24 protein-coding genes are annotated in these 22,971 nt (G+C 68.1%); 10 read left to right on the top strand and 14 right to left on the bottom strand.

Features of this window, described 5'->3' with window-relative positions:
* Positions 1–951, bottom strand: coding sequence for a cyclase family protein (locus EJJ38_RS00765; RefSeq protein WP_127088204.1), 951 nt, complete (start codon positions 949–951; stop codon positions 1–3).
* A gap of 318 nt (positions 952–1,269) precedes the next feature.
* Here EJJ38_RS00765 and EJJ38_RS00760 point away from each other — a divergent pair, with 318 nt between their 5' ends.
* Positions 1,270–1,956 (top strand): TetR/AcrR family transcriptional regulator, encoded by a 687-nt coding sequence (locus tag EJJ38_RS00760; RefSeq protein ID WP_127088203.1) that lies wholly within the window; start codon positions 1,270–1,272, stop codon positions 1,954–1,956.
* A gap of 53 nt (positions 1,957–2,009) precedes the next feature.
* On the opposite strand, the gene EJJ38_RS00755 is transcribed toward EJJ38_RS00760, so the two are convergent.
* The gene (locus EJJ38_RS00755) at positions 2,010–2,909 is read right to left on the bottom strand and encodes an NAD(P)-dependent oxidoreductase (RefSeq protein ID WP_164738357.1); all 900 of its coding nucleotides are present in this window, start codon (positions 2,907–2,909) and stop codon (positions 2,010–2,012) included.
* A 204-nt stretch (positions 2,910–3,113) separates the two neighbouring features.
* On the opposite strand from EJJ38_RS00755, the gene EJJ38_RS00750 reads away from it, so the two are divergent.
* The 3 genes from EJJ38_RS00750 to EJJ38_RS00740 all read left to right on the top strand — a co-directional run bounded on the left by EJJ38_RS00750 (position 3,114) and on the right by EJJ38_RS00740 (position 6,343).
* Complete coding sequence (locus EJJ38_RS00750) at positions 3,114–3,650, top strand: carboxymuconolactone decarboxylase family protein (RefSeq protein WP_127088201.1); 537 nt, start codon at positions 3,114–3,116, stop codon at positions 3,648–3,650.
* Between the two features lie 108 nt (positions 3,651–3,758).
* Complete coding sequence (locus tag EJJ38_RS00745; protein WP_127088200.1) at positions 3,759–4,226, top strand: (2Fe-2S)-binding protein; 468 nt, start codon at positions 3,759–3,761, stop codon at positions 4,224–4,226.
* Positions 4,223–6,343 (top strand): xanthine dehydrogenase family protein molybdopterin-binding subunit, encoded by a 2,121-nt coding sequence (locus tag EJJ38_RS00740; protein WP_127088199.1) that lies wholly within the window; start codon positions 4,223–4,225, stop codon positions 6,341–6,343. The genes EJJ38_RS00745 and EJJ38_RS00740 overlap by 4 nt, the downstream gene beginning before the upstream one ends.
* Before the next feature lie 40 nt (positions 6,344–6,383).
* On the opposite strand, the gene maiA is transcribed toward EJJ38_RS00740, so the two are convergent.
* The 8 genes from maiA to EJJ38_RS00700 all read right to left on the bottom strand — a co-directional run bounded on the left by maiA (position 6,384) and on the right by EJJ38_RS00700 (position 15,080).
* The gene (gene maiA, locus EJJ38_RS00735) at positions 6,384–7,040 is read right to left on the bottom strand and encodes a maleylacetoacetate isomerase (RefSeq protein ID WP_127088198.1); all 657 of its coding nucleotides are present in this window, start codon (positions 7,038–7,040) and stop codon (positions 6,384–6,386) included.
* A gap of 192 nt (positions 7,041–7,232) precedes the next feature.
* Positions 7,233–8,282, bottom strand: coding sequence for an amidohydrolase family protein (locus tag EJJ38_RS00730; RefSeq protein ID WP_127088197.1), 1,050 nt, complete (start codon positions 8,280–8,282; stop codon positions 7,233–7,235).
* 35 nt (positions 8,283–8,317) lie between these two features.
* Positions 8,318–9,034, bottom strand: a complete 717-nt coding sequence (locus EJJ38_RS00725; protein ID WP_127088196.1) for an ABC transporter ATP-binding protein — start codon at positions 9,032–9,034, stop codon at positions 8,318–8,320.
* Positions 9,024–9,767: an ABC transporter ATP-binding protein gene (locus EJJ38_RS00720; RefSeq protein ID WP_127088195.1), complete on the bottom strand. Its 744-nt coding sequence runs from the start codon at positions 9,765–9,767 to the stop codon at positions 9,024–9,026. The genes EJJ38_RS00725 and EJJ38_RS00720 overlap by 11 nt, the downstream gene beginning before the upstream one ends.
* The gene (locus EJJ38_RS00715) at positions 9,764–10,753 is read right to left on the bottom strand and encodes a branched-chain amino acid ABC transporter permease (RefSeq protein ID WP_127088194.1); all 990 of its coding nucleotides are present in this window, start codon (positions 10,751–10,753) and stop codon (positions 9,764–9,766) included. The genes EJJ38_RS00720 and EJJ38_RS00715 overlap by 4 nt, the downstream gene beginning before the upstream one ends.
* A complete protein-coding gene (locus tag EJJ38_RS00710) occupies positions 10,750–11,610 on the bottom strand; it encodes a branched-chain amino acid ABC transporter permease (RefSeq protein ID WP_127088193.1) in 861 nt (286 codons plus the stop codon). Before EJJ38_RS00710 ends, EJJ38_RS00715 begins: the two co-directional genes overlap by 4 nt.
* 186 nt (positions 11,611–11,796) lie before the next feature.
* A complete protein-coding gene (locus EJJ38_RS00705; RefSeq protein WP_127088192.1) occupies positions 11,797–13,044 on the bottom strand; it encodes an ABC transporter substrate-binding protein in 1,248 nt (415 codons plus the stop codon).
* A gap of 236 nt (positions 13,045–13,280) precedes the next feature.
* Positions 13,281–15,080: a CocE/NonD family hydrolase gene (locus tag EJJ38_RS00700; protein ID WP_205666064.1), complete on the bottom strand. Its 1,800-nt coding sequence runs from the start codon at positions 15,078–15,080 to the stop codon at positions 13,281–13,283.
* A gap of 167 nt (positions 15,081–15,247) precedes the next feature.
* Between EJJ38_RS00700 and EJJ38_RS00695 the strand changes: the two genes are divergently transcribed.
* Both EJJ38_RS00695 and EJJ38_RS00690 read left to right on the top strand, forming a co-directional pair.
* Complete coding sequence (locus EJJ38_RS00695; protein ID WP_127088191.1) at positions 15,248–16,135, top strand: NAD(P)-dependent oxidoreductase; 888 nt, start codon at positions 15,248–15,250, stop codon at positions 16,133–16,135.
* 177 nt (positions 16,136–16,312) lie between these two features.
* Positions 16,313–16,753, top strand: a complete 441-nt coding sequence (locus EJJ38_RS00690) for a GlcG/HbpS family heme-binding protein (RefSeq protein ID WP_245454046.1) — start codon at positions 16,313–16,315, stop codon at positions 16,751–16,753.
* Between the two features lie 66 nt (positions 16,754–16,819).
* On the opposite strand, the gene EJJ38_RS00685 is transcribed toward EJJ38_RS00690, so the two are convergent.
* Both EJJ38_RS00685 and EJJ38_RS00680 read right to left on the bottom strand, forming a co-directional pair.
* Positions 16,820–17,440 carry a hypothetical protein gene (locus EJJ38_RS00685; protein WP_127088189.1) on the bottom strand — a complete coding sequence of 207 codons (621 nt, stop codon included), beginning with the start codon at positions 17,438–17,440 and terminating at the stop codon, positions 16,820–16,822.
* Positions 17,441–17,592: 152 nt separating this feature from the next.
* A complete protein-coding gene (locus EJJ38_RS00680; protein ID WP_245454045.1) occupies positions 17,593–18,792 on the bottom strand; it encodes a penicillin-binding protein activator in 1,200 nt (399 codons plus the stop codon).
* 132 nt (positions 18,793–18,924) lie between these two features.
* Between EJJ38_RS00680 and rsmI the strand changes: the two genes are divergently transcribed.
* The 4 genes from rsmI to EJJ38_RS00660 all read left to right on the top strand — a co-directional run bounded on the left by rsmI (position 18,925) and on the right by EJJ38_RS00660 (position 21,625).
* A complete protein-coding gene (rsmI, locus tag EJJ38_RS00675; RefSeq protein WP_127088187.1) occupies positions 18,925–19,827 on the top strand; it encodes a 16S rRNA (cytidine(1402)-2'-O)-methyltransferase in 903 nt (300 codons plus the stop codon).
* Positions 19,820–20,194 carry a YraN family protein gene (locus EJJ38_RS00670; RefSeq protein WP_127088186.1) on the top strand — a complete coding sequence of 125 codons (375 nt, stop codon included), beginning with the start codon at positions 19,820–19,822 and terminating at the stop codon, positions 20,192–20,194. The genes rsmI and EJJ38_RS00670 overlap by 8 nt, the downstream gene beginning before the upstream one ends.
* A gap of 75 nt (positions 20,195–20,269) precedes the next feature.
* Positions 20,270–21,214, top strand: coding sequence for a glutathione synthase (gene gshB / locus EJJ38_RS00665; protein WP_127088185.1), 945 nt, complete (start codon positions 20,270–20,272; stop codon positions 21,212–21,214).
* A 99-nt stretch (positions 21,215–21,313) separates the two neighbouring features.
* Complete coding sequence (locus EJJ38_RS00660) at positions 21,314–21,625, top strand: polyhydroxyalkanoic acid system family protein (RefSeq protein WP_127088184.1); 312 nt, start codon at positions 21,314–21,316, stop codon at positions 21,623–21,625.
* A gap of 54 nt (positions 21,626–21,679) precedes the next feature.
* Here the strand turns inward: EJJ38_RS00660 and EJJ38_RS00655 are convergent, their stop codons facing one another.
* Together EJJ38_RS00655 and EJJ38_RS00650 are read right to left on the bottom strand one after the other, a co-directional pair.
* The gene (locus EJJ38_RS00655; protein ID WP_127088183.1) at positions 21,680–22,471 is read right to left on the bottom strand and encodes a class I SAM-dependent methyltransferase; all 792 of its coding nucleotides are present in this window, start codon (positions 22,469–22,471) and stop codon (positions 21,680–21,682) included.
* A 134-nt stretch (positions 22,472–22,605) separates the two neighbouring features.
* Positions 22,606–22,806 (bottom strand): hypothetical protein, encoded by a 201-nt coding sequence (locus EJJ38_RS00650; RefSeq protein ID WP_127088182.1) that lies wholly within the window; start codon positions 22,804–22,806, stop codon positions 22,606–22,608.
* Positions 22,807–22,971: the final 165 nt, after the last annotated feature.

Raw genomic sequence — 22,971 nt, 5'->3', positions numbered from 1 at the left:
TTACTTGATGGCCTGTGGGTTGATGGGCGAACCCGCGCCCCCCGGCAGGTGGAGCGGCGGAGCAGAGAAGAAGAACTCATACACCTTGTCCGCGTCGCAATCCTCGGCCAGCTCCTTCAGATAGAAGATCTCGCCCATGGAGATGCCGATGGCGGGGATGACCACCCAGTGCCAGGGCTGGTTGGCCTCGTCCGTCTCGTTGGGGCGCACCTCGCAGCCCCAGGTGTCGGCGCAGATGGCGGCGATGTCGTGCTCGCGGATCCAGTAGCAGGTCTCGAAGGCAAGGCCCGGCGCGCCGCCGCCCGCATAGCCCGTCCAGTCCTTCTTCGCGAGGCAGCGTTCCTGATGGCCGGTGCGCACGATGACGAAGTCGCCCTTGCGGATCTCCACGCCCTGCGCGGCGGCAGTGTCGTCCAGGTCCTTGTTGGTGATGGCATAGCCGTCATCCAGGGAGGCGACGCCCTTGAAGCGGGCCACGTCCAGGAGGACGCCGCGTCCCACCATCTTGTCGCGCACATTCTCGATGCCGAGCTTCTTGGCGCCCTTCACGTCCACGAGCTTCGCGTCGAAGCCGTTATACATCTTGTCGTCGATGAAGATGTGCGCGAGCGCGTCCCACTGGGTGGACGCCTGGCAGGGCATGTTGATGGCGTCGTCCGCATAGCGCAGGTACGGCGCGGGCTCGTCCTGGACGCCGGCGGCGGCATCCGTGCCGGTGGCGAGCATGGTGTGGATGGGGTTCCAGCGCCCGCCGAACAGGCCGGACTGGATGGGCTCCTTCAGCGACAGGCCGAGCGCGAACACCTTGCCCTTCTTGATGAGCTTTCCGGCATTGATGATGTCGTCGGGGGAGATGTTGTTGAGGGTGCCGATCTGGTCGTCGGCGCCCCAGCGGCCCCAGTTGGAGAGCTTTTCCGCAGCTTCGTAGATCGCAGCGCGATTGACCTTCATGAGCGGCCTCCCTTGTGTTGTTATCGATCGATAAATACACATGGAAAGCCGGTGCGCAAGAGTGGGCCGGACGGAGATTTGCGCTGCACTGCAACAGGATAGCGGTCTGATCCTTCGCAAACATAGGCGTCGCGAAGGCGCTTATGCTCGCCTGGAGCGCGATCCGTTTAGCTGGACGCAGTCTGCGTCCAGCTAAACGGTGAATCGCTCTCCCGGTTTTTGGAAAGAGACGGATTCAGCGTTGAGACGAAATCGCAAAACGATTTCGTCTCAACGCATCCGGCTCTAAGAAGGTCTGGACAAGATGAAGGAAAACCGATGAGCCGGGCGGCGCAAAATCGGACACAGGCATCTGGACGGACGGCTGCGCGCGCGAAAACGGCGCCGGTCCAACGGCGGCTCAGCGCGGCGGACCGGCGCCGGGACATCCTCGCCAAGTCCATCGAATATTTCGCGCAAGTGGGCTTCGACGGCGGCACGCGCGAACTGGCGCGGCATCTGGGGACGACCCAGCCCTTGCTGTACCGCTATTTTCCCAACAAGGACGCCTTGATCCAGGAGATCTACAAGGTGGTCTATCTCGACCAGTGGAAGTCGCACTGGGACGGACTGCTCACCGACCGCACCCGCCCCCTGCGCGCGCGGCTGCAGGACTTCTACGAGGACTATACCGACGTCATCCTCAACCCCCAGTGGATGCGCATCTACTTCTTCGCCGGGCTGAAGGGGGTGAACATCAATGAGCGCTACCTGGCGCTGGTGGAGGAGCGCATCCTCTCGCCCATCGTGCGCGAGTTCCATCACGAGGCGGGGCTGGAGGCGGGGCCGGACACGCTGCCCCGCGCGCTTGAGATCGCCTGGCAGCTCCAGGGCGGCATCTTCTATTACGGCGTGCGCCGCTATGTGTACGGCACGAAAGTCCACGTCTCGAAAAGCGAGATGATCACCGAGGCGCTGGACCTGTTCTTCGCGGGCTACGGCGCCCGCCTCGCCGCGCAAGCATGATTAGAGGCCCATGAGCCGCGCTCATGGGCCTCTAACTCATTGAGAGAGTGCGATCACTTCTTCTGGGTCATTTCCTTCAGCACCGCATGGACGGCGGCGGTGTCGTCCGCCCCGCGTCCGGCGGCGACGGCAGCGGTGTAATAGGGCACGGTGGCCGCCATCAGCGGCGTGGGCGCGCGCATCTCGCGGGCGAAGTCCATGATGAGGGTGATGTCCTTCATATAGACCTCCATCTTCATGGTGGCGGGCAGATAGGTGTCCTTCACCATCAGGGGCCCGCGCACCTCGAACATGCGCGAGGTGCCTGCGCCGTCGCTGATGGCGTCATACACCATGGAGAGGTCGAGCCCGGCCTGCTCCGCCAGGACCAGCGCCTCGGCGGCGGCCACATTGTGAATGGTCACCAGAAGGTTGGCCACGAACTTCAGCTTGATGCCCGCGCCGAAGGGACCCACATAGCGCGTGTTGCGCGCGAAGCCGTCGAACACCGGGCGGATCCGCTCCACCGTCGCCTCGTCGCCCGAGGCATAGACCACGAGATCGCGCACCGCCGCCTGGGCGCCCGTGCCGGAGACCGGGCAGTCGAGCACGGTCACGCCCTTCGGCTCGAACAGGGTGCGGACATAGTCCTTGGCATAGAGCGGGAAGGTGCCCATCTCGCACACCACGGCGCCGGAGCGGATGGAATGGATCATCCCGTCCGCGCCGCCGCAGGTGGCCTTCACCGCATCCACGCTGGCAAGGGCGATGAGGATGACATCCGCCGTCTCGGCGAGCGCCTTCGGCGTGGCGGCGATGGTGCCGCCCACCTCGGCCAGCGCCTTCAGCGGCGCCTCCGCCACGTCAAAGCCGATGACCGGGAACCCCGCCGCGCGCAGATGGCGCGCATAGGACAGGCCCATGATGCCGAGCCCGACGACGCCAACGGTCGGGCGATCCGAAATGCCGCTCATTCTGTGTTCCTCCACGCCCCGCGCACCATATTGGGGGCCGGACCGGGGCGTCACTTTCATTGGCGGGCTGAGCCCGTTCAACGGCCATAATTGACAAGCGGGGGCCGGGCAAGAATTATCGATCGATCAACAAAAAAATCCGCCGGGTTCGCCGGCGGTGTTAGGGATAGGCGCGCACTGCGCCATCCTGGGAGGAAGAACAGCGTGACCAAGCGTTTCCGGGAGCTGATCCCCGACCATCTCACCGCCGCGCAGCAGCCCGTCTTTGAGGCCATCGCCTCCGGGCCGCGCCAGACCGTGCCCTATATCTACCACCTGCTGCTGCGCAGCCCGGAGCTGGCCAAGACCGCGCAGGCGCTGGGCGTGTTCTGCCGCTATGGCACGCAATTCTCGCCCCGCCTGTCGGAGCTGGCCATCCTCGTGGTCGCCCGTCATTGGGACGCGGCCTATGAATGGTCCGTCCATGTGCATGAGGCCCGCAAGGCCGGCGTGCCGGAGCCCGTCATCGCCGCTTTGGAGAAGGACGAGGTGCCGGTGTTCGACGATGCGGACGACGACCTGGTCTACCGCTTCGCCAGCAGCTATTTCGCCAACAATGACGTGTCGGACGATCTGTTCGCGGCGGCGCAGGCTCGTTTCGGCGAACAGGCGGTGGTCGAGCTGGCCGGCCTGCTGGGCTATTATTCCATGCTGGCCATCTGCCTGCGCATCTACCGGGTGCCACCCCAGGGCGAGGCCTGAACCGGCCTGCACCCGGCCCGCTTGAAAACATCTTGCGGAATAAGAAAGTCACTTTCATAAACCTGATCCCGCCGGGGCGTGCCCCGGTGCACGGCTCCGGGGGTGTGCATGTCGCTTGAGATCACCCTGATTGTGAACGGCACGCCCTCGTGCCTGGTGGTGGACGAGACCACCCCGCTGCTCCATGCCCTGCGCAACATGCTGGGGCTGCGGGCCTCGCGGTTCGGCTGCGGGCAGGAACAGTGCGGCGCCTGCATGGTGCTGATGGACGGCAAGCCCACCTATGCCTGCTCCCATCTCGCCATGGACGCGGACGCGCGCGTGGTGGAGACGGCGGAGAGCCTCATGGGCCACCCGCTGCGCGCGGCTTTCCTCGCGGAACAGGCGGGCCAGTGCGGCTATTGCCTGTCGGGCATCCTCATGTCCGCCAAGGCGCTGCTGGACCGTACCCAGAGCCCGAGCCGCGAGGCCATCGTGGCGGCGCTCGATCCGCATCTGTGCCGCTGTGGCGCCCATGAGCGCATCATCCGCGCCGTGGAGCGCGCCGCCGCCATGCTCCGGGGAGAGGCGGCATGATCCCCAATACGCTGCCCTCCAGCCTCGCCGACAATCCGCGCCTCGAACAATGGATCGGCTTTCCCGCCGAGGGCCGGGTGGCGGTGCGCACGGGCAAGGTGGAGCTGGGCCAGGGCATCCTCACCGCCATGGTCCAGATCGCCGCCGAAGAACTGGAGGTGGACCTGTCCCGCCTGGACCTCGCCTCCGGCGACACGCGGGACACGCCCAATGAGGGCTTCACGGCGGGCAGCCTCTCCGTGCAGATCGGCGGGGTGGCCCTGCGCCTCGTCTGCGCGGAAGTGCGGTCCCTGATGCTGGACGCCGCCGCCGCCCGCCTCGGCTGCCCGCGCGAGGACCTTGCGGTCGAAGACGGCCGCGTGCTGCAGGACGGCGCGGCCACAGGGCTCGACTATTGGGCGCTGGCGGGTGATCTCGATCTGACCCGCGCCGCCACCGGCATGGCGCCCGTGAAGAGCCCGGCGCAGTTGCGCACGCTGGGCACGGACGTGCCGCGCACCGACCTGCCGGAGAAGGTGGGCGGAGCCCCCTTCATCCACGACATGACGGCGCCGGACCTGCTCCACGCCCGGGTGCTCCACCGCCCCCGCAAGGGCGCGCGGCTCGTGGCGCTGGACGAGGCCGCCGCGCTCAAGGCGGGCCTCGGCACCGTCGCCCTGTTCCGCACCGGCGACATGGTGGCCCTGGTGGGCGAGGATGAATCCCGCGTCCATCTGGCCTTCGAGCGCCTGCACGAGCGCGCGCGCTTCGAGGGTGGGCTCGCGCTGGGGCCGGAGCATGCGGAACCCGGTTTCCTCACCGGCCTCGACACGGCTGCGCCCCGCATCGTGGAGCGCGGCACGCCTGCCGCCGGCACGGCCGCGCAGCGTGTCACCGCCACCTATTCCAAGCCGTTCCTCGCCCATGGCTCCATCGGCCCGTCCTGCGGCGTCGCGCGCTATGCGGACGGGCGCCTCACGGTCTGGAGCCACACGCAGGGCGTCTTTCCGCTGCGTGCCGCCATCGCCCGGGCGCTCGGGCTCGCGCCCGAGGCGGTGGACGTGATCCATCGCCAGGGCGCGGGTTGCTATGGGCATAACGGGGCGGACGATGCCGCCTTCGACGCGGCCATCGTGGCGCTCGGCCATCCCGGCCGCACGGTGCGCGTGCTCTGGACCCGCGCGGACGAGATGGGCGTCGCCCCGTTCGGCGCGCCCATGGTGGTGACGCTGGATGCCGGGCTCGATGCGCAGGGGCGGCCCCTCGACTGGACCATCGACATCCGCAGCCCCACCCATGTGGACCGGCCGGGCGCCAATGGCGGGGTGAACCTGCTCTCCGCCGAGGCGCTGGAGACACCGCCCGCACGCCCGACGCCGGCCGACTTCCCGGACGCCCTGGGCGGCGGGGCCGTGCGCAACGGCTTCGTGCTCTACGACCTGCCCCAGCAGAAGCTGGTGCATCATTTCGTGCCCGATGCCCCGGCCCGCACCTCCTCCATGCGCGGGCTCGGCGCCTTCGCCAATGTGTTCGCGCTGGAAAGCTTCATGGACGAGCTGGCGGAAGCCGCCGGCATGGACCCGGTGGCCTACCGCCTCTCCCTCATGAGCGATCCGCGCGCACGGGGCGTCATCATGGAAGCCGCGCGCATGTGCGACTGGGAGACCCCGCCGCCGGACGGCTTCACGCGCGGCTTCGCCTTCTCCCGCTACAAGAATTCGGCCGCCTATCTGGCCATGGCGGTGGAAGTGAGCGTGGAGGAGGAGGTGCGCGTCTCCCGCGCCTGGTGCGCGGTGGACGGGGGCCTCGTGGTCAATCCCGACGGCGCCATCAACCAGGTGGAGGGCGGCGTGATCCAGGCCATCTCCTGGACGCTGAAGGAACAGGTGATGTTCGCGGACGGCGCGGTCTCCTCCAACACCTGGGAAACCTATCCGATCCTGCGTTTCTCCGAGGTGCCGCGCATCGAGACGCGCCTCATCGGCGATCCCGCCCACCCGCCGCTGGGCATGGGCGAGGTCTCGCAGGGGCCAACGGCTGCCGCCATCGGCAATGCGGTCACGGCAGCGCTGGGCGCGCGACTGCGACACCTGCCGCTCACCCGCGACCGCATCATGCAGGCGCTGCTGGCGGACTGATCCGCCAGCAAGGCCCCACACCGTCGATCGGATATCCCGCTCAGCGCGACTTCGCAGGCGCGCCCGGCTGGCGCAGCGCGTGGGCGCTGGCGAAGGCGTCCAGGGCGAACAGGCGCTGCGTCAGGGCCTGGAAGGCGGGATAGGGGGTCAGGTCCATCCCGAACAACTCGGCGCTCATGGCATGGCCGGCGATGCAGATGTCGGCGATGCCCGGCGTCGCGCCCAAAGCATAGGGCGCGGCCGGGCGGCGCTCCAGCAGGCGCTCATAGGTGCCCATGCCCTTGCCGATCCAGGTGCGGATCCAGTCAGCCACCGCCGCCTCGTCCGCCCCGAAGGTCTCCGCGAGATATTTGCGCACGCGCGGCACCATGAGGGGATGGGTGTCCGCCACCGTCACCAGCGCCAAGGCACGGGCATAGGCGCGCTCGCGCGGGTCCGTGGGCATGAGCGCCGGGGCCGGATGGGTCTCGTCCAGATATTCCAGGATGGCCAGGGACTGGAACAGGATATGGCCGTCCTCCTCCACCAGAGCCGGCACCGCATGGGCCGCGTTGATGGCGTCGAATTCCGGCGTGAACTGGTTGCCCGCGAGGATGTCGAGGGAGACCTCCTCATAGGCGATGCCCTTCAGACTGAGGGCCACCCGCAGGCGGTAGGAGGCGATGGAGCGCCAGAAGCCGTACATGCGCAGGGTCATGGAAGCTGTTCCCGAAAGGCCCGACTGAGGGGCCGTGTGTCCCACATTGATCACCAGCGGCCGGCGCGGGCAAGCGGGGCGGCGTGAAAACAAAAGGCCCCGGTCTCAGACCGGGGCCAAGGGGAGCGGAGGCTCGGAAGCCGGGCATGCCCGGCCGCGAAGACCTCCGAAGGGACGGTCTGCGCCGCCGCCTCAGAGCCCGAGCAGCTTCACCGCATTGCCGCCGCAGATGGCGGCCTTGGCCGCGTCATCGAGGGCGGAAGCCATCACATGGCCCACGGGATCGCTGTCCGCCATGTCATAGGGATAGTCGGTGCCCATGAGCACATGGTCCACGCCCGCCATGCGCACCAGGGCCTCAAGCTGCTCCACGGAGAACACCACCGTGTCGAAATACATGCGCTTGAGATAGGTGGTGGGGGCCAGGGGGATGACCTTCACATCGGAGCGCGCGCCCCAGGCATGGTCCATGCGCGCCCAATAGGCGCCCGCGAAGCCGCCGCCGTGCACGGCGAAGATCTTCAGCTTGGGATGACGCTCCATGACCCCGTCGAAGATGAGGTAGTGGAGGGCGATGGTGGTCTCCAGCGGATTGCCGATGACGTTGTTGAAGTAGAAGCGCGACAGGCGCTCGGCTTCCGTGAAGCCGTTGGGATGCAGCAGCACCAGCGCGCCCAGCTCCTCCGCCTTCGCCCAGAAGGGGGCGAATTCGGGATCGGACAATTCCTTGCCCGCCACATTGGTGAGGACCTGCACGCCCTTCATGCCGAGGGACATGACATATTCCAGCTCGGCGGCGGCCAGGTGCCCGTCCTGCAGCGGCACGGAGCCCAAAGCCGTGAAACGGTCGGGGCGACCCGCCACATATTCGGCGAGGCCGTCATTGACCACGCGGGTGGCCTTGGCCGCGATGTCGGTCTTCACCGTGTAATAGCACTGGGGCGGGGGACACATGATGAGCTGCTTGTCGATGCCCGCGGCGTCCATGTCCTTCAGGCGGTCGTCATACTGCGTCATGCGCGAGCGGCGGTCCGCATCCTGCTGGCGGTTCAGCGCCTTGGTGTCCGGCGTGCCGTAGCGGGCGAGCGGGATGGTGGAGATGTCGAGATGCCCCTCCACGATGGCGGCGGCGGCGGGCACGCCCACATGGGAATGCACGTCCACCGTCACGCTCTGCGGGCGCTGTGTGACCCCGTGCCGCCGGCCGGCGGACGGACCATAGGAATTCCAGACGTCGGTCATGGCTGTGTCCTGCAATGAAAGGGATGAAGGCGGGGTCAGAAGACACCGAGATGATGGGAGATCAGGCTATGGTCGGCCGCCGCCTGCGCGGCGGGGCCGGAAAACACGACCTGTCCGGTATTGATGATCACGATGTCGTCCGCAAGGTTCAGCGTCATCTTGATATTCTGCTCCACCAGGATGATGGACAGCCCCTCCGCCTTGAGCATGGCGATGATCCGGCCCACATCCGCGACGATCTGGGGCGCGAGCCCCTCGGACGGCTCGTCCATCAGCAGGACGCGGGGATTGCCCATCAGCGCCCGGCCGATGGCCAGCATCTGCTGCTCCCCGCCGGAGAGCGAGCCGGCGAACTGGCTCTGGCGCTCCTTGAGGCGGGGAAAGATCTCGAACACGCGGGCCAGCGTCCACGCACCGGGAGTGTCGGGCACGCGGCGCTCCGCAACCTGAAGGTTCTCCTTCACGGTCAAGGAGCGGAAGATCCGCCGCCCCTGCGGCACAAGGCAGATACCCTTGCGGGCAATGGTCTCGGGCTTCGCGCCGCCGATGCGCTCGCCCTCCAGCACGATGGAGCCCTGCTTGGGGTTGAGGAACCCCATGATGGTGCTCATGCAGGTGGTCTTGCCCGCCCCGTTGCGCCCCAGCAGGCCCAGCAGGCTGCCCTTGCGCAGCCCGAAATTGATGCCGTGCAGGACGTGGCTGTCCCCGTAATAAGCGTGGACGCCGCTGAGTTCGAGGATGTCATTCGCCAAGATAGATCTCCCGGGTGCGCGGGTCGGCCACCACTTCGGCACGGGTCCCTTCCACGATCACCTCGCCGAAATGCAGCACGGTGATCTGCTCCGCGAAGGCCAGCGCCACGTCCATGTCGTGCTCGATCATGATGATGGTCACGTCGCGCGGGATGGTGGTGAGCAGCGCGCTCACCGAATTGCGCTCGTCCTGGGACAGGCCGGCGAGCGGCTCGTCCAGCAGCAGCAGCTTCGGCTTCTGGGCGAGCGCCATGGCCAGTTCCAGCCGCCGCCGCTCGCCATAGGAGGTCTCGCCCACGAGGCGGTCGCCCCCCTCCGAGAGGCCCACCTGCGCGAGCGCCTGAGCGGCCAGATCGAACAAATCGGTGCGCCGGGCGAGCGTGCGCCAGCAATCCCACCGCTCCTTCCGAAGCCCCAGCAGCGACAGCACCACATTGTGCAGCAACGTGTCGTGCGGGAAGAGCGTCAGGATCTGGTAGGTGCGCGCCAGCCCCTTGGCGATCCGGTTCTGGGTCTTGAGGCTGACCATCTCCTCGCCGAACAGGCGGATGGAGCCCCTGTCCGGCTTGAGATCGCCCGTGATCTGGTTGAACAGCGTGGTCTTGCCCGCGCCGTTGGGGCCGATAATGAGCCGCCGCTCACCCGGCGCCACCCGCATGGACACGTCGCGCGTCACATGCAGCCCGCCGAAGCTCTTGGACAGGCCGGAGATTTCCAGTGCCGCCGCGCTCATGACGCATGCTCCGTGGAGGGTTTGGCCGTGAGGGCGGGCGTGGAGGCGGGCGGCGGTGCCGTCCGCCGCTTCCAGAGCTTGCGGAAGCCGGGCACGAGGCCGGTGGGCATGAACACCACGGCCAGCACGAAGATGAGGCCCAGCAGCGCGTTCCAGCGCTCCACATAGGAGGAGGCCACGTTCTTCACCAGTGTCACGATGACCGCGCCCACCATGGGCCCGGTGAGGGTGCCGGCGCCGCCCAGGATGGTCATGAGCAGCACTTCGGCCGACTGCTGGAGCGAGACCGTGTAGGGGCTCACGAACTTCTGGTAATAGACGAACAGAAGCCCGGCGATGGCGGCCCAGAAGCCGGACATGATGAACGCCACCCAGCGGATCATCCACACATTGTGGCCGAGCATGCGCATGCGGCGCGGCTGGTCCTTGGTGCCGCGCAGGCCCGCCCCGAAGGGCGACTGCACCACCCGCCAGATGATGTAGACCGACACCACGAACACGATCAGCGAGAAGTAATAGAAGCTGGTCGCCCCGTTGATGTTGAAGCCCAGCGGTTCCGGGCGCACCGGGAAGCGCATGCCGTTGTCGCCCTGGGTGAGGCCCACCCAGCGATAGGCCACGCCCCACACGATCTGCCCCAGCGCCAGCGTGATCATCAGGAAGGACAGCCCGCTCGCGCGCAGCGCCAGCACGCCGAACACGGCGGCGGTGAAGGTGGCCACCGCCACCGCGCCGATGGCGGAGGAGAGCTGCCCCCAGCCCGCCACGGTATGGAGCCAGGTGACCCCATAGGCGGCGATGCCGAAATAGGCGGCGTGGCCGAGCGAGGTCATGCCGCCATAGCCCACGATGAGGTTCAGGCTCACCGCGAACAGCGCGTAGCAGAGGATCTGGCTGGTGAGGTTGATGAAGAAGTCATCCATCACGAAGGGCACGAAGCCCAGGAGGACGACCCCGAGCAAAGCGAGGATTGCGTTGCGGTTCATTGGCGCGCCCCCGCGAACAGGCCCTGGGGCATCAGCACCAGAACGGCCACCATGGGAAGGAAGAGGATGACGTAGGCGAAGTCGGGGAACAAAGCGGTGCCGAAATTGTAGATGAAGCCCACCGCGAAGCTGCCGACGAACGCCCCCAGGAGGCTGCCGACACCGCCCAGGATCACCACCACCAGCGCGAGCGGCAGCATGTCCTGGTCGAGGCCGGGATAGGCCTGCATGATCGGCCCGCCAATGGTGCCCCCGAGCCCCGCCAGCGCCGCGCCCAGCAGGAACACCATCATGAAGAGCAGCGAGACGCGGATGCCCACGCCGCGCGCCATCTCCATGTCGTCCACGCCGGCGCGGATCATGGCGCCGAGGCGGGTGCGCTCCATGAGGATGTAGAGCAGCACCGCCGCCACCACGGCCACTCCCAGCACCACGAGGCGATAGGTGGGGAAGGCGTAGCCGATGAAGAATGTGGGCGCGCGCGCCCATTGGGGTGCCGGCACGGGCACCGGATCGCCGGTCCACACCATGAGGCAGACATCGGCGATGATGAAGGAGACGCCCAGCGTGACCAGCACCTGGCCCTGGGCATTGCCCGCCAGCTTGCGCAGCAGGCCGCGCTCCAGGACGATGCCGAGCCCGCCCACCACGAGGCCCGCCATGAGGGCGGCGATCCAGAAATTGATGCCCCAATTCATGAAGGTCGCGCCGAAATAGGCGCCCAGCATGAAGAAGGCGCCATGGGCGAGATTGGGCATGCGCATCAGGCCGAAGATCAGCGAGAAGCCGGATGACAGCAGGAACAGCAGGCCTCCGAAGGCGATGCTGTTGAGTGTCTGAATGAGCCAGAACTGCATTCTGGACGTCCTTTGCAGAGAATGGGGCAGCGCCGCGGGCGCCCCGCGCCTGGACCGTCGGGCCGGGACATCCCGGCCGGTTGGGCTATGCCGGTGACGACGCTCCCCGTCCGGCACAGGGCCGGGCGGGGAGCGTGCCGTCATGCGGAAGGTCCGGCGACCGCCGGGCCGTTCAGGTCTCGGAACTCAGTTCTCGAGGAACTTGGCCGGCGGGTAGTCGCGCGAATAGACCGGGTTCTTGAGGAAGTCCTCGGCCTTCACGTTCCAGAACTGGCTGACGTTCTCGTAGGTCTTGATGACCGCGTTCACGAGCCGCCCGTCCTGCTTGGCCACCTTGCGGATATAGACGTTGCCGATCACGTTGCCGTACTTGTCGAACGCCACCGGGCCGCGGCAGGTGTCTTCCACCTTGTTGTTGCGCAGCGCATCCATGAGCGCCTGCTTGTCGCCGCCGCCTCCGGCGGTCTTCAGCGCGGCTTCCAGCACCGCCCCGGCGGTGTAGGTGGCGGCGGCGTAATAGCCGGGATCCACCTTGTAGTCGCGGCGCATGCCCTCGACGAACCGCTTGTTGGACGGGTTGTCGATGGTGGCCGAGTAATAGTTCACCGACAGCAGGCCGAGGGCGTCATCGCCCATCTGCTGCAGCAGGCTCTCGTCGAAGGCGGTCATGCCACCCAGGAGCGGGATCTTGTTGCGCAGGCCGTATTCGTTGAACTGGCGGAAGAAGCGGAAGCCGTTCGAGCCCGCGAAGGCCGCGAACATGCCGTCCACCTTGGTGTTGATCTGGGCGATGTAGGTGCCGTAGTCCGGCACGGCCAGCGGCGGCCAGAGCTTCTGGACGATCTTGCCGCCCTCGGTCTCGAAGGTCGCCTGGAAGCCGGCATTCTGCTCATGGCCATAGGCGATGTCGTCGGCGATGGTGGAGCAGCGCTTGTACTTCAGCTCCTTCGCCGCGTAGTCGCCCATGACCTGCGAGCACTGCGAGGAGGTGGACGTGACGCGCACGAACCAGGGATTGGCCCGGCGCTGGGTCATGTCATCAGCCGCCGCCACGGACAAAGTGGGCGTCTTGGTCTCGCGGATATAGTCGTCGAGCGCCAGGGCCTCCTGGGTGGAGAGCGGGCCGATCATGGCGGAGATCTGGTTGCGCTCCACCAGCTCCTGCATCTTGGTGCGCGCCACCGCCGGCGCGCCGCCGCTGTCCACGGTGACGATCTCCACCGGCACGCCGGCGAGGATGTTGTTGCGCTCCTTCATATAGAGCGCGAGACCCTGCTCCATCTGGATGCCGCCGGAGGCGAGCGGGCCGGTCTTCACGGTCATGAAGCCGACGCGGATGGGCTTGGGCTGGGCTTTCACGGCCGGGGCGCCGAGGGCCGCCATGCCCACGCCGACACCCAGTCCCTTGATCACGGTCCTGCGATTCACGGTCATTGCCGTTCTCCTTGTGCTTCCTCGTGCGATGGCGGCTGTCCCGCCGTCTGGGTTGGTCGGCCCGGTTGCTCCGGGCTCGCCCGCTTTCGTCCCGGCCCGCCGGACGGCGGCGTTGGCGCGCCGGTGCCGGAAGCCGTCTTATGACGACGGCCCCGACCCTTGGTCGGAACCGCGCGTGCCGGGCCGGAGGCGCGAAGCCTCCGGCCTCAGCCGATCCGCCTGACTTTTTCTCCGCCTTACTTGGACGGGATGACCGGCAGGAGCAGGTAGGATTCGCGCTCCGGCGAGAAGTGCAGCGTCGTGGTGCCGCCGAACACTTCCGGCGGACGGTCCAGCGGGTCGTTGTGCAGGAAGGGCCCGCAGCCGGTCAGCTCGTTCTTGAAGTTCGAGAGCTTGCCGCCGGAGCCGCCCGGCCACTCATAGTCCTTGCCCCGCACCGACAGGCCCACCCGGTGGCCCTTGGGCACCACGATGGAGGTCGGCCAGATCTCGATGTCCAGCTCCACCACCTCGCCGGGGGTGAGGGGCTGCTTCTCGTCATGGGTGTGATAGGGGCGATAGGGCTCGGAGAGCTTCGGGTCGAGCTTCCGGTGCGACGCCCGCAGCCAGCCCTGCGCCACCGGCGTGTTCGGGTCGATGGCGCCCTGGAAGGTCACTTCCTTCAGGTCCGGCGTGAACACCCGCACCACCAGGAACAGGTCCGCATCGGCGGTGGAGGAGGAGACGAAGAGCTTCGCGGCGATGGGGCCGGTGATCTCGGTCTCGGCCTCGAACGGGGCGGAGAGGAAGGTGACGCCTTCCCCCATGGCCTCGAACGGCATCTGCGTCACGTTCTGGACCGGCTCAGCGGCCAGGCGCGAGGTGCGCGGATGGAGCTGGAGCTTGGTCCACTGCGTGCGGGCGAGCGGCCATTCATGCTCTTCCCGCTCCACGAATTTCTCGCCGGGATGGCGCACCTGGAGCAGGACGCGGGGCTGCTGGTCCCAGCCATTGTTCGCGCCCTTCAGGAAATGGTCGAAGAAACGCAACTGCAGCTCCCGGCCATAGTCCGTGTAGAAGTGCGTCCAGTGCTCAATGCCGTGCACCTCCAGCCACTTGTTCTTGGAGGCGGCGCGCACGAACCCTTCGAAATTGCCGCGCGGATGCAGGCCCTGCCCGCCCCAATTGGCGGCGGAGAGGAACGGCACCTCGATGTCGTCCCACACCGGCGAACGGTCCTTGTGATACTGGTCGTCCAAAGCATGGGAGCGGATGTCCGCACCGAAATCGATGCGATTGGCGGCCAGTTCCTCCTCGGAGAGCAGCTCCGGCCCGCACACGAGCTGGCCGTGCGCCTTGCTGCGCCGTCCCCGCTCGCCGATGCCGTACTGCACCGTCTTCACCTGCATGTCGTACCAGTTGGCCCAGAAGGTGGAGAGGATGCCACCGTGATGGGTCATGTCGCGGTACCAGTCGGCCGAGCCTTCCCAGATGCACATGGCGGCGAGATGCGGCGGCTTGTGCTTGGCAACGTGCCACTGGTTGGAGCCGAAATAGGAGATGCCGTTGAGGCCCACCTTGCCGGTGCTCCAGGGCTGGGCGGCCGCCCATTCGATGCTGTCGTAGAAGTCCTTCTGCTCACGCGGGCCGAAGGGATCCACGAAGCCCGGCGAGGTGCCGCAGCCGCGGCTGTCCACCCGCACGCAGGCATAGCCGTGGGGCACCCACTTCTCCGGGTCCACCACTTCCCACGCCTGGTAGAGGTTTGAGGAGCCCGCGGTCACATCCGGCTGCTTCTCGGCCATGCGGTTCCACGCGGACGGATAGCCGTCCTGGAAGGCAAGACCCTTGGCATAGGGGCCATAGGTGAGAAGCACGGGATAGCGCCCCTCCTCCATCGGCAGGAACACGTCCGCCCGGATCACGACGCCGTCATCCATCTCGATCGGCACATCCCACAGGATGCGCATGCCGGAGCGCGTCTCCTGGAAAGCGGGATACGGCGCCTTCTTCTTCTCAGACGTGACAGAGGGTTGGCGCACAGGGGTGCTGCCCATATCGTCTGCTCCTCCCAAAGCTTTTCGTTCTTCTTGGTGCATTTGCACCCGTTATGGGGACCATGCTAATGATCAGACGATAATTAGCAAGCCCAAAACGTGCCTGTCGCGGATGGGGATACAAGAAACGCGGAGGACCGCCGGAATCGGCGGCCAGGGAGAGAGCCATGAGGATCGGTTTTGCCGGAATGGGGCGCATGGGCGCGGCGATGGCCCTGCGCCTGTTGGAGCTGGGGCACGAGGTCACCGTCTGGAACCGCAGCGCGGACAAGCTGGCGCCGCTGGAAGCGGCGGGCGCCAAGGTGGCGGCGACCCCCGCCGGCCTTGCGGACGGAAACGACGTGATCTTCTCCAGCCTGCTGGACGGGCCGGCCATGCAGGCGGTCTATGAGGGGCCGGGCGGCCTCCTCTCCGTGGACCTCACCGGCAAGCTGGTCATCGAGATGAGCACCGTCCTCTCCCGCGAGGAGGAGGAGCTGGCCGCGAAGGTGCGCGCCGCCGGCGCCGCCTTCGTGGAATGCCCCGTGGGCGGCACGGTGGGACCGGCGCGCACCGGCAAGCTGCTGGGCCTCGCGGGCGGGGAGGCGGGCGATTTCGAGCAGGCCAAGCCCCTGCTGGACCAGCTCTGCCGCCGGGTGGAGCATGTGGGCCCGGTGGGCGCGGGCGCAGCCCTCAAGCTCGCCATCAACCTGCCCTTGCTGGTCTATTACCAGGCCCTCGGCGAGGCCTATACTTTGTGCCGGAAGGCCGGGCTCGACCCGGCCTGGCTGGTGGATTTCTTCGCCGACACGTCGGGCGGATCGAACATCCTGAAGATGCGCGGCGCGGCCATCGCGCAGGCTTTGTCCGGCGACGACACGGGCCCCGCCGCCTTCTCCGTGGACGCCATCCGCAAAGACCTGAGCACCATGCTGGCGGAAGCCCGCACCGAGGGCGCGGACCTGCCCCTCACCGCCGCCGCGCTCAAGGTCTATGACGAGGCTTCCGCAAGCGGGCTGGGCGAGAAGGACGGCTCCATGCTGGCCGGCTTCTGGCCGGGCAAGTTCGGCGCCTGACACCGGCGGCCGACGCCGAACGGATGTCGGTCACGCCCTGCCGGGCCGTCCGGGACGCGCCATCATGACCATGGGCTCCGACAATCGCCGGAGCGGGAAATCGTGCGGGCTTGACCAATGGCCGATGAGTGAACCTCATCGGCCATTGGCATGAGAATCAGACTGAAGGAGACCGAGGTGAGCATCACCCTCGCGAAGGCCGAAGTGATCGTGGAAGCCGCCCTTGCCAAGGGGCATGAGCTGAAGTTCGAGCCGCTGACCGTGGCGGTGCTGGATGCCGGCGGCCATCTGGTGGCCCTCAAGCGGGAAGACCGCTCCGGCATCCTTCGGCCCGAAATCGCCGCCGGCAAGGCGTGGGGCGCGCTGGGCATGGGCTTCGGCTCGCGCGAGCTGGGCGAGCGGGCGGTGAAGGTGCCCCATTTCATGAACGCGCTGATGGCGGCCAGCCACGGGCGCTTCGTGCCGGTTCCGGGCGGCGTGCTGATCATCGACGGCGGCGCGGTGATCGGCGCCGTGGGCATTTCCGGCGACACCTCGGACAATGACGAAATCTGCTGCCTCGCGGGCATCGCCGCCGCCGGCTATATCGGCCAAACCGGCTTCCGCCCGCCGGAGTGAGGCCAAAAGCAAATCGCCCCGGAAGCTTGGCTTCCGGGGCGATTCGCGATCAAGGGGTCAGACGGCTCACCAGCCCGCGCGGCAGACGCGCTCGACCCAGTAGGGGCTCCACCAGCACTTCAGGAAGGTGCCGGTCGCCTCAAGCGGGCGATAGACCACCGGGGCCGTGACGATGCTCACCGGGCCGCCGCTCGCCGGGATGTCGCCGTCCAGCAGGGTGGCGTTGTAGGTCAGCGTGGTGCCGTTCTGGGTCACGGTGCCCAGTTCGATGATCACCTGGGCGGGGGTCGGGCCCAGCACGGTCAGGGCCGCGTTGGGCGGATCGTTCTTGAACACCGCCACCGTGGCGTTCCACAGCTTCACGAACTGCTCGGTGGTCATGGTGCCGCCGATGCGCTCGGGCCGCTCCACGCGGAACGAGGTGATGGGCGGAACGCCGGTCAGGGTCAGCGTCTTGCCGTCGAAGGTCATGCCGGCCGCCTGCTGGGTCAGCAGCATCTCGATGGGACGCGAGATCTGGACCTCGGGGCGCGCCGGAGTGCCGGCCTGGGTCAGGCCCTGGTTCACGGCCGGAGCGGCGGGGGCCGCCGGGGCGGCGGCGGGCGGCGTCTGCGCGAGGGCGGACAGGCCGGAGGCGGCCAGAAGGACGCCCGCCAGAGGTGCGATCAGTCTCGTGGACAGTCTCATGGACCCGATTTCCTTGTCTGTTCGTGCCGGCCGCCCGGCTTGCCCAAGGCAAGCCTGCCGGACCGTGCGTCCCATACCGGCGGGGCGAAGCTATAGCCCATCCCGCCGCCAAACCAACCCTGCCGCAACGACAGCATTGCGGCGTGTTTCGTTCATCCCATGAAGCTGCGGGGCGCCGGGCTCACCACCTGGGCCGCCCCGCCCTTGATCTCCAGCACCGCGAGGCCGCGCTCATTGGTGCCGTCGGAGCGGAAGCGGAACACGCCGTCCACGCCGTTGAAGCCCGAGGGATTGGTGAGGGAGGCATCCGTCAGGGCCCCCGGCCCCTGGGCGCGCACGATGGTGGCCACCAGCGACACCGCGTCATACGAAAGGGTCGCAGTGCGCACCGGGTCCGTGCCGAAGCGGGCGCGATAGCGCTCCGAGAAGCCGCGCCAGCCGCCGGATTCGGGCGCCGCGAACTGGGCGCCTTCCATGAGCGGGTTGGAGAACAGCCGCTGGTCGTCCCACAGGCCGGTGCCGATGGGCCGCACGCGGGTGAGATCCACGCCCGCCGCCGACAGGGCCTGGAGCACCGCCGGCACGCCATCAGCCGAATCGGGAATGAACACGGCGTCGGCCTGCCCGGCCACCGCCGCCGCCCGCTGCACCGCGGCCTGGAGGCGGGCGCGGTCCTGCGTGAACCGCTCGATGCCCATGATGCGGCCGCCCAGCGCCCCGGCCGATTGCTGGAACGCCCCTTCCGCCACCGAGCCGTAGGCATTTTCCGGAACGAGGCCGATGAAGGAGCGCCGCCCCTGGGCGACGCTGAAGGAGATGATGCGGTTCACGTCCGTCTGCGGCAGGAAGCTCAGCAGATAGACGCCGGACGACGCGACATTGGTATCCGTGGAGAAGGCGATCACCGGAATGCCGCGTGGGCGCGCCACCTGGGCCACCGCGCCCACCGAATGGGAGAAGAGCGGGCCAAGAATGATACGCGCGCCTTCCGCCATGGCCTGCTCGGCCGCCGCGCGGGCGCCCTGCGAATTGCCGCCGTCATCCTTCACCACGAGGCTGATGGGTGCGGCGCCCAGTTCCGAGAGGGCGAGTTCCGCCGCGTTGCGCAGCGACTGGCCCACGGCCCCCGCATTGCCCTGCGCGGTCAGCGGCAGGATGAGCGCCACCACGGGACCGGCGGCGGCGATGGGCTGCCCGGTGGGCGCCACGGCCGCGAAGGGCGGCCCCCCTGCAATGTCGCCGCCGGCGCAGGCGGCCAGGGTGGAGAGCAGGGCCGGCACGCTCGCGAGCTTCAGGCCGCTCGCCAGTAGCGCCCGGCGGGATACGCCAATGGAAGCCGTCTTGCTGCTCAAGGGCCGATCCGCCTCGTCCACCCGCTTCTCCTTGCGCGCTGCGTGCCTGAAACAGGCATACCGTCTCCCGCCGCGTTTGGCGAGGCCGGCAGGACGGTCGCGCAGCGGCTCCGGTCCCGCTAAGATGCGGGCATGACAGGACAAGAGGGCACGCCCCGCACCTATCTCATCGCCGGAACCCGCCAGTTCGCCGCGCGCCCCGCGCCCGGACTGCATGTGGTGGCGACGCCCATCGGCAATCTCGGCGACATCAGCGTCCGGGCTCTGGAGACGCTCGCTGGCGCGGATGTGATCGCCTGCGAGGATACGCGCATGACGCGGCGGCTCACCGATCGCTACGCCATCGAGGCGCCGCTCATCCCCTATCACGATCACAACGGCGCCAGCATGCGCCCGCGCATCCTGGCGCGCCTCGCGGCGGGAGACGCGGTGGCTTTGGTCTCCGACGCCGGAACCCCGCTGGTGTCGGATCCAGGCTTCAAGCTGGTGGTGGAGGCGGCGGAAGCGGGCCACCGCATCCATCCCATTCCCGGCCCCTCGGCCCTGCTGGCCGCCCTGGTGGCGGCGGGCCTGCCCACGGACCGCTTCCTGTTCGACGGCTTCCTGCCGCCGCGCGACGGGCAGAGGCGCAACCGCATCGCGGAATTGAAGGCCATCCCCGCCACTCTGGTGCTCTACGAGACCGGCCCGCGCCTCGCGGAAAGCCTCGCCGATCTGGCCGAGGGCCTCGGCCCGCGCCCGGCCGCCGTATGCCGGGAGCTGACCAAGGCGTTCGAGGAGGTGCGGCGGTCCGACCTCGCAGCCTTGGCCGCCCATTATGCGACAGCGAGCACGCCCAAGGGCGAGATCGTCCTGGTGATCGGCCCGCCGCAGGAAGCCGCCGCGCAGGACGGGGACGTGGACGCCGCCCTCACCCGCGCGCTCGCGGACCATTCCCTGAAGGATGCGGTGGCCGCCGTGGCGGGCGCCACCGGGCGGCCGAAGCGGGATGTCTATGCCCGGGCGCTGGCCCTTACGCGGGGCGAGGATGGCTGACCGCCCGGCCCCCGCCCGGCGCGCCGCCCATGATCGGGGCCTCGTCGCCGAGGACCGGGCGGCGGCATTTCTGGAAGGGGCGGGCTTCACCATCCTGGCCCGGCGCGCCCGCACCCCGGCGGGCGAGATCGACCTGGTGGCCCGCCAGGAAGGGCTGCTCGTCTTCTGCGAGGTGAAGGCGCGCGGCGGGCGGGACGCGGCCGCCTATTCCCTTCTGCCCCGCCAGATGCGGCGCATCGCGGCGGCGGCGGAAGCCTGGCTCGCCGCCCGGCCGGACCTCGCCACCCTCGATGCGCGCTTCGACGCGGTGCTGGTGAGCGGGGACGGCGTGGAGCACATTCCCGGCGCCTTCGAGATGGAAGGGTGAGCGCACTGGCGGCGCGGCGCGCGCGGCCCTAGATAAGGGGAACCCTTCCGCCCGGCTCATCGCCCGGAGTTTCCCATGACCCTTCAGGTCGCGGTCCAGATGGACCACATCTCGCGCATCAATATTGCCGGGGATTCCACCTTCGCCCTCCTGCTGGAAGCCCAGCGGCGCGGCCACACGCTGGTGCATTACGTGCCGGACCAGCTGGCCATGCGCGACGGCGAGGTGTTCGCCACCGTCGAGCCGCTCACCGTGAAGGACGAGGTGGGCGCCCATTTCACCCTGGGCGAGAAGCGCCGCATCGCGCTGAAGGAGCAGGACGTGATCCTGCTGCGCCAGGATCCGCCCTTCGACATGGCCTATGTGACCTCCACCCACTTCCTGGAGCGCATCCATCCCCACACGCTGGTGGTGAACGACCCCGGCCATGTGCGCAACGCGCCGGAGAAGATCTTCGTCACCCATTTCCCGGACCTGATGCCGCCCACCCTGATCTCCCGCGACCTCGACGAGATCAAGGCGTTCCGGGCCGAGTATGGCGACGTGGTGATGAAGCCGCTCTACGGCCATGGCGGCGGCGCGGTGTTCCGCCTGACCGCCGATGATCTGAATTTCGGCTCGCTCTATGACTTCTTCGCCGTCACCTTCCGCGAGCCCTGGGTGATCCAGCGCTTCCTTCCCGAGGTGAAGGCGGGCGACAAGCGCATCATCCTGGTGGATGGCGAGGCGGCGGGCGCGGTGAACCGCGTGCCCAGCGAGGGGGACCTGCGCTCCAACATGGTGCGCGGCGGCGCTGCCCGGCCCACCGACCTCACAGACCGGGAGCTGGAGATCTGCGCGCGCATCGGCCCGGCTCTGCGCGAGCGCGGCCTGCTGATCGTGGGCATCGACGTGATCGCGGGCAATCTCACCGAGATCAACGTGACCTCGCCCACGGGCCTGCGCGCCATCAAGCGCCTGGGCGGCCCCGATATCGCCGCCCAGATCTGGGACAAGATCGAGGACAAGCGACGCGGCTAGAGCCTGATCCGATCAGGGTGAACCAACCTGATCGGTCAAATCAGTCTCTCGCTCTTTGAGAGAGAACGTCGCCCGTTTTCCGCCAGCGCCGGAGGTTTCATGGCCCAGCCGCTCACCGTCTCCATTCCGCACCGCCTGGGCAAGGCGGAAGCCACGCGCCGCCTGCAAACCGGGCTCAGCTCGGTGCGCGAGCGCTTCGGCGACAAGCTCTCGGTGATGCAGGAGACCTGGACCGGCGATCACCTGGATTTCCGCGTGGCGGTCATGGGCCACGAGGCCGCCGGAAAGCTGGACGTGGCGGAGGACGCCGTTCACCTGGAGGTGACGCTGCCCTGGCTGCTGCACCTCATGGCCGAGAAGGCGAAGGCCCTCATCGACCGCCAGGGCCGCATCCTGCTGGAGAAGAAATAGGCAGGCTCATCCCAACGGCCCGGGCTTTGACCGGCGTCGCGCGGGCCTTGGGTATCAGGCGGGCACGAGCACCAGGGTCAGCGTATCCAGGGTGAAGGTGCCGTCCGCCTCCAGGGCGAAATGCTCCCGCACTTCGTCGCTCGCCCCGTCCTGGAGCGAGCGGATGGCCGCCGCATGGACCGGCGGGGTCGCGATCCGCTTCACCCACGACTCGAATTCCAGCCGCAGGCGGCGATCGGTGACGCCTTCCACGAGGAACCCCGCCTCTTCCGCCCGCCGCACCCATTCGGACGGCCGGTAGTCGCGGACATGGGAGGGATCGCGCAGCATCTCCACGGTCTGGAGGAAGGTGTCCAGCAAGGGGTTTTCGGGCGCCGTCACATCCATGAACACGGCCCGGCCGCCGGGCTTCAGCACCCGCCGCGCATGGCGCAGGCCGGCGGCAAGGTCCCGCCAGTGATGGGCGCTGTAGCGCGAGACCACGAAATCGAACGCCGCGTCCTCGAAGGGAAGCGCCTCCGCGACGCCCTGCGCGGTGGTGATATTGGTGAAGCCGCGCCGGGCCGCCTCCCCCGAGACCGCCGCCAGCATGGCGTCGGAGAGGTCATAGGCCACCACCTCGCTCACATGGGGGGCGGCGGTGAAGCTCACATGGCCGCCGCCACAGCCCAGATCCAGCAGACGGGCGGTGCCGTGTCCCGCCAGGAGCGCACCGAGCGCCTCGAGATCGGCACCGGAGGCATGGACCGCGCTCGTCACATAGGCGGCGGCCTGGGGGCCGAACTGGCGGGCCACCAGATCCTCGATGCTGCCGGAAGCGGCAGTGGACGACGCGGCGGACGACATGGCTCTGTTCCTTCCCTTAGAGCCTGATCCACTCAGGTTTATTACCCTGAGTGGATCAGGCTCTAACTCATAGATAGAGAGGCGATCGCACTCTCGCTGGCGCACCGGCCCACAGGCCCGGCGCGCGTCCGCCTCTATAGCAGGAAGGCGGCCGCGCGCAGCAGCAGCGCGGCACCGGCAAGGCCCGCAAGCCACAAGGCGCGCACCGCGCCATAGCGCAGGCTGCCCGCGCTGCCCGTGGGCCCGGACCAATGGGGCCGATACCCCTTCAGTGCCTGAGACGCCGCCACAGGGGCGGAGCTTGGGACGTGCGCGGATCGCAAAACCTGGGGCATGGGCCAACTCCTTGGAGAGGCTTCTCCCACCCCCGCCCGTAAAGGGGCGATGGCGAACCCAGGGGCCGGACATAAAGCGGGCATCAATCGCCTATGTGTTCCCACTCTGTTCTTGCACCCGGAACGGCAGTCCGCTAGCCTTCCGCAATCCTGGGTGAGGGGAGG

It is taken from the genome of Aquabacter cavernae (assembly GCF_003993795.1).
In the GTDB taxonomy this organism is placed as follows: domain Bacteria; phylum Pseudomonadota; class Alphaproteobacteria; order Rhizobiales; family Xanthobacteraceae; genus Aquabacter; species Aquabacter cavernae.
The sequence above is the reverse complement of the archived record's forward strand: the minus strand, read 5'-3'. Positions and strand labels throughout refer to the sequence as shown.

Excerpts from the sequence above, each read along its gene's own strand:
- EJJ38_RS00765 (WP_127088204.1), bottom strand. The coding sequence starts at position 951 with ATGAAGGTCAATCGCGCTGCGATCTACGAAGCTGCGGAAAAGCTCTCC.
- EJJ38_RS00760 (WP_127088203.1), top strand. The coding sequence starts at position 1,270 with ATGAGCCGGGCGGCGCAAAATCGGACACAGGCATCTGGACGGACGGCT.
- EJJ38_RS00755 (WP_164738357.1), bottom strand. The coding sequence starts at position 2,909 with ATGAGCGGCATTTCGGATCGCCCGACCGTTGGCGTCGTCGGGCTCGGC.
- EJJ38_RS00745 (WP_127088200.1), top strand. The coding sequence starts at position 3,759 with ATGTCGCTTGAGATCACCCTGATTGTGAACGGCACGCCCTCGTGCCTG.
- EJJ38_RS00740 (WP_127088199.1), top strand. The coding sequence starts at position 4,223 with ATGATCCCCAATACGCTGCCCTCCAGCCTCGCCGACAATCCGCGCCTC.
- maiA (WP_127088198.1), bottom strand. The coding sequence starts at position 7,040 with ATGACCCTGCGCATGTACGGCTTCTGGCGCTCCATCGCCTCCTACCGC.
- EJJ38_RS00730 (WP_127088197.1), bottom strand. The coding sequence starts at position 8,282 with ATGACCGACGTCTGGAATTCCTATGGTCCGTCCGCCGGCCGGCGGCAC.
- EJJ38_RS00720 (WP_127088195.1), bottom strand. The coding sequence starts at position 9,767 with ATGAGCGCGGCGGCACTGGAAATCTCCGGCCTGTCCAAGAGCTTCGGC.
- EJJ38_RS00715 (WP_127088194.1), bottom strand. The coding sequence starts at position 10,753 with ATGAACCGCAACGCAATCCTCGCTTTGCTCGGGGTCGTCCTCCTGGGC.
- EJJ38_RS00710 (WP_127088193.1), bottom strand. The coding sequence starts at position 11,610 with ATGCAGTTCTGGCTCATTCAGACACTCAACAGCATCGCCTTCGGAGGC.
- EJJ38_RS00705 (WP_127088192.1), bottom strand. The coding sequence starts at position 13,044 with ATGACCGTGAATCGCAGGACCGTGATCAAGGGACTGGGTGTCGGCGTG.
- EJJ38_RS00700 (WP_205666064.1), bottom strand. The coding sequence starts at position 15,080 with ATGGGCAGCACCCCTGTGCGCCAACCCTCTGTCACGTCTGAGAAGAAG.
- EJJ38_RS00695 (WP_127088191.1), top strand. The coding sequence starts at position 15,248 with ATGAGGATCGGTTTTGCCGGAATGGGGCGCATGGGCGCGGCGATGGCC.
- EJJ38_RS00685 (WP_127088189.1), bottom strand. The coding sequence starts at position 17,440 with ATGAGACTGTCCACGAGACTGATCGCACCTCTGGCGGGCGTCCTTCTG.
- rsmI (WP_127088187.1), top strand. The coding sequence starts at position 18,925 with ATGACAGGACAAGAGGGCACGCCCCGCACCTATCTCATCGCCGGAACC.
- EJJ38_RS00670 (WP_127088186.1), top strand. The coding sequence starts at position 19,820 with ATGGCTGACCGCCCGGCCCCCGCCCGGCGCGCCGCCCATGATCGGGGC.
- gshB (WP_127088185.1), top strand. The coding sequence starts at position 20,270 with ATGACCCTTCAGGTCGCGGTCCAGATGGACCACATCTCGCGCATCAAT.
- EJJ38_RS00660 (WP_127088184.1), top strand. The coding sequence starts at position 21,314 with ATGGCCCAGCCGCTCACCGTCTCCATTCCGCACCGCCTGGGCAAGGCG.
- EJJ38_RS00655 (WP_127088183.1), bottom strand. The coding sequence starts at position 22,471 with ATGTCGTCCGCCGCGTCGTCCACTGCCGCTTCCGGCAGCATCGAGGAT.
- EJJ38_RS00650 (WP_127088182.1), bottom strand. The coding sequence starts at position 22,806 with ATGCCCCAGGTTTTGCGATCCGCGCACGTCCCAAGCTCCGCCCCTGTG.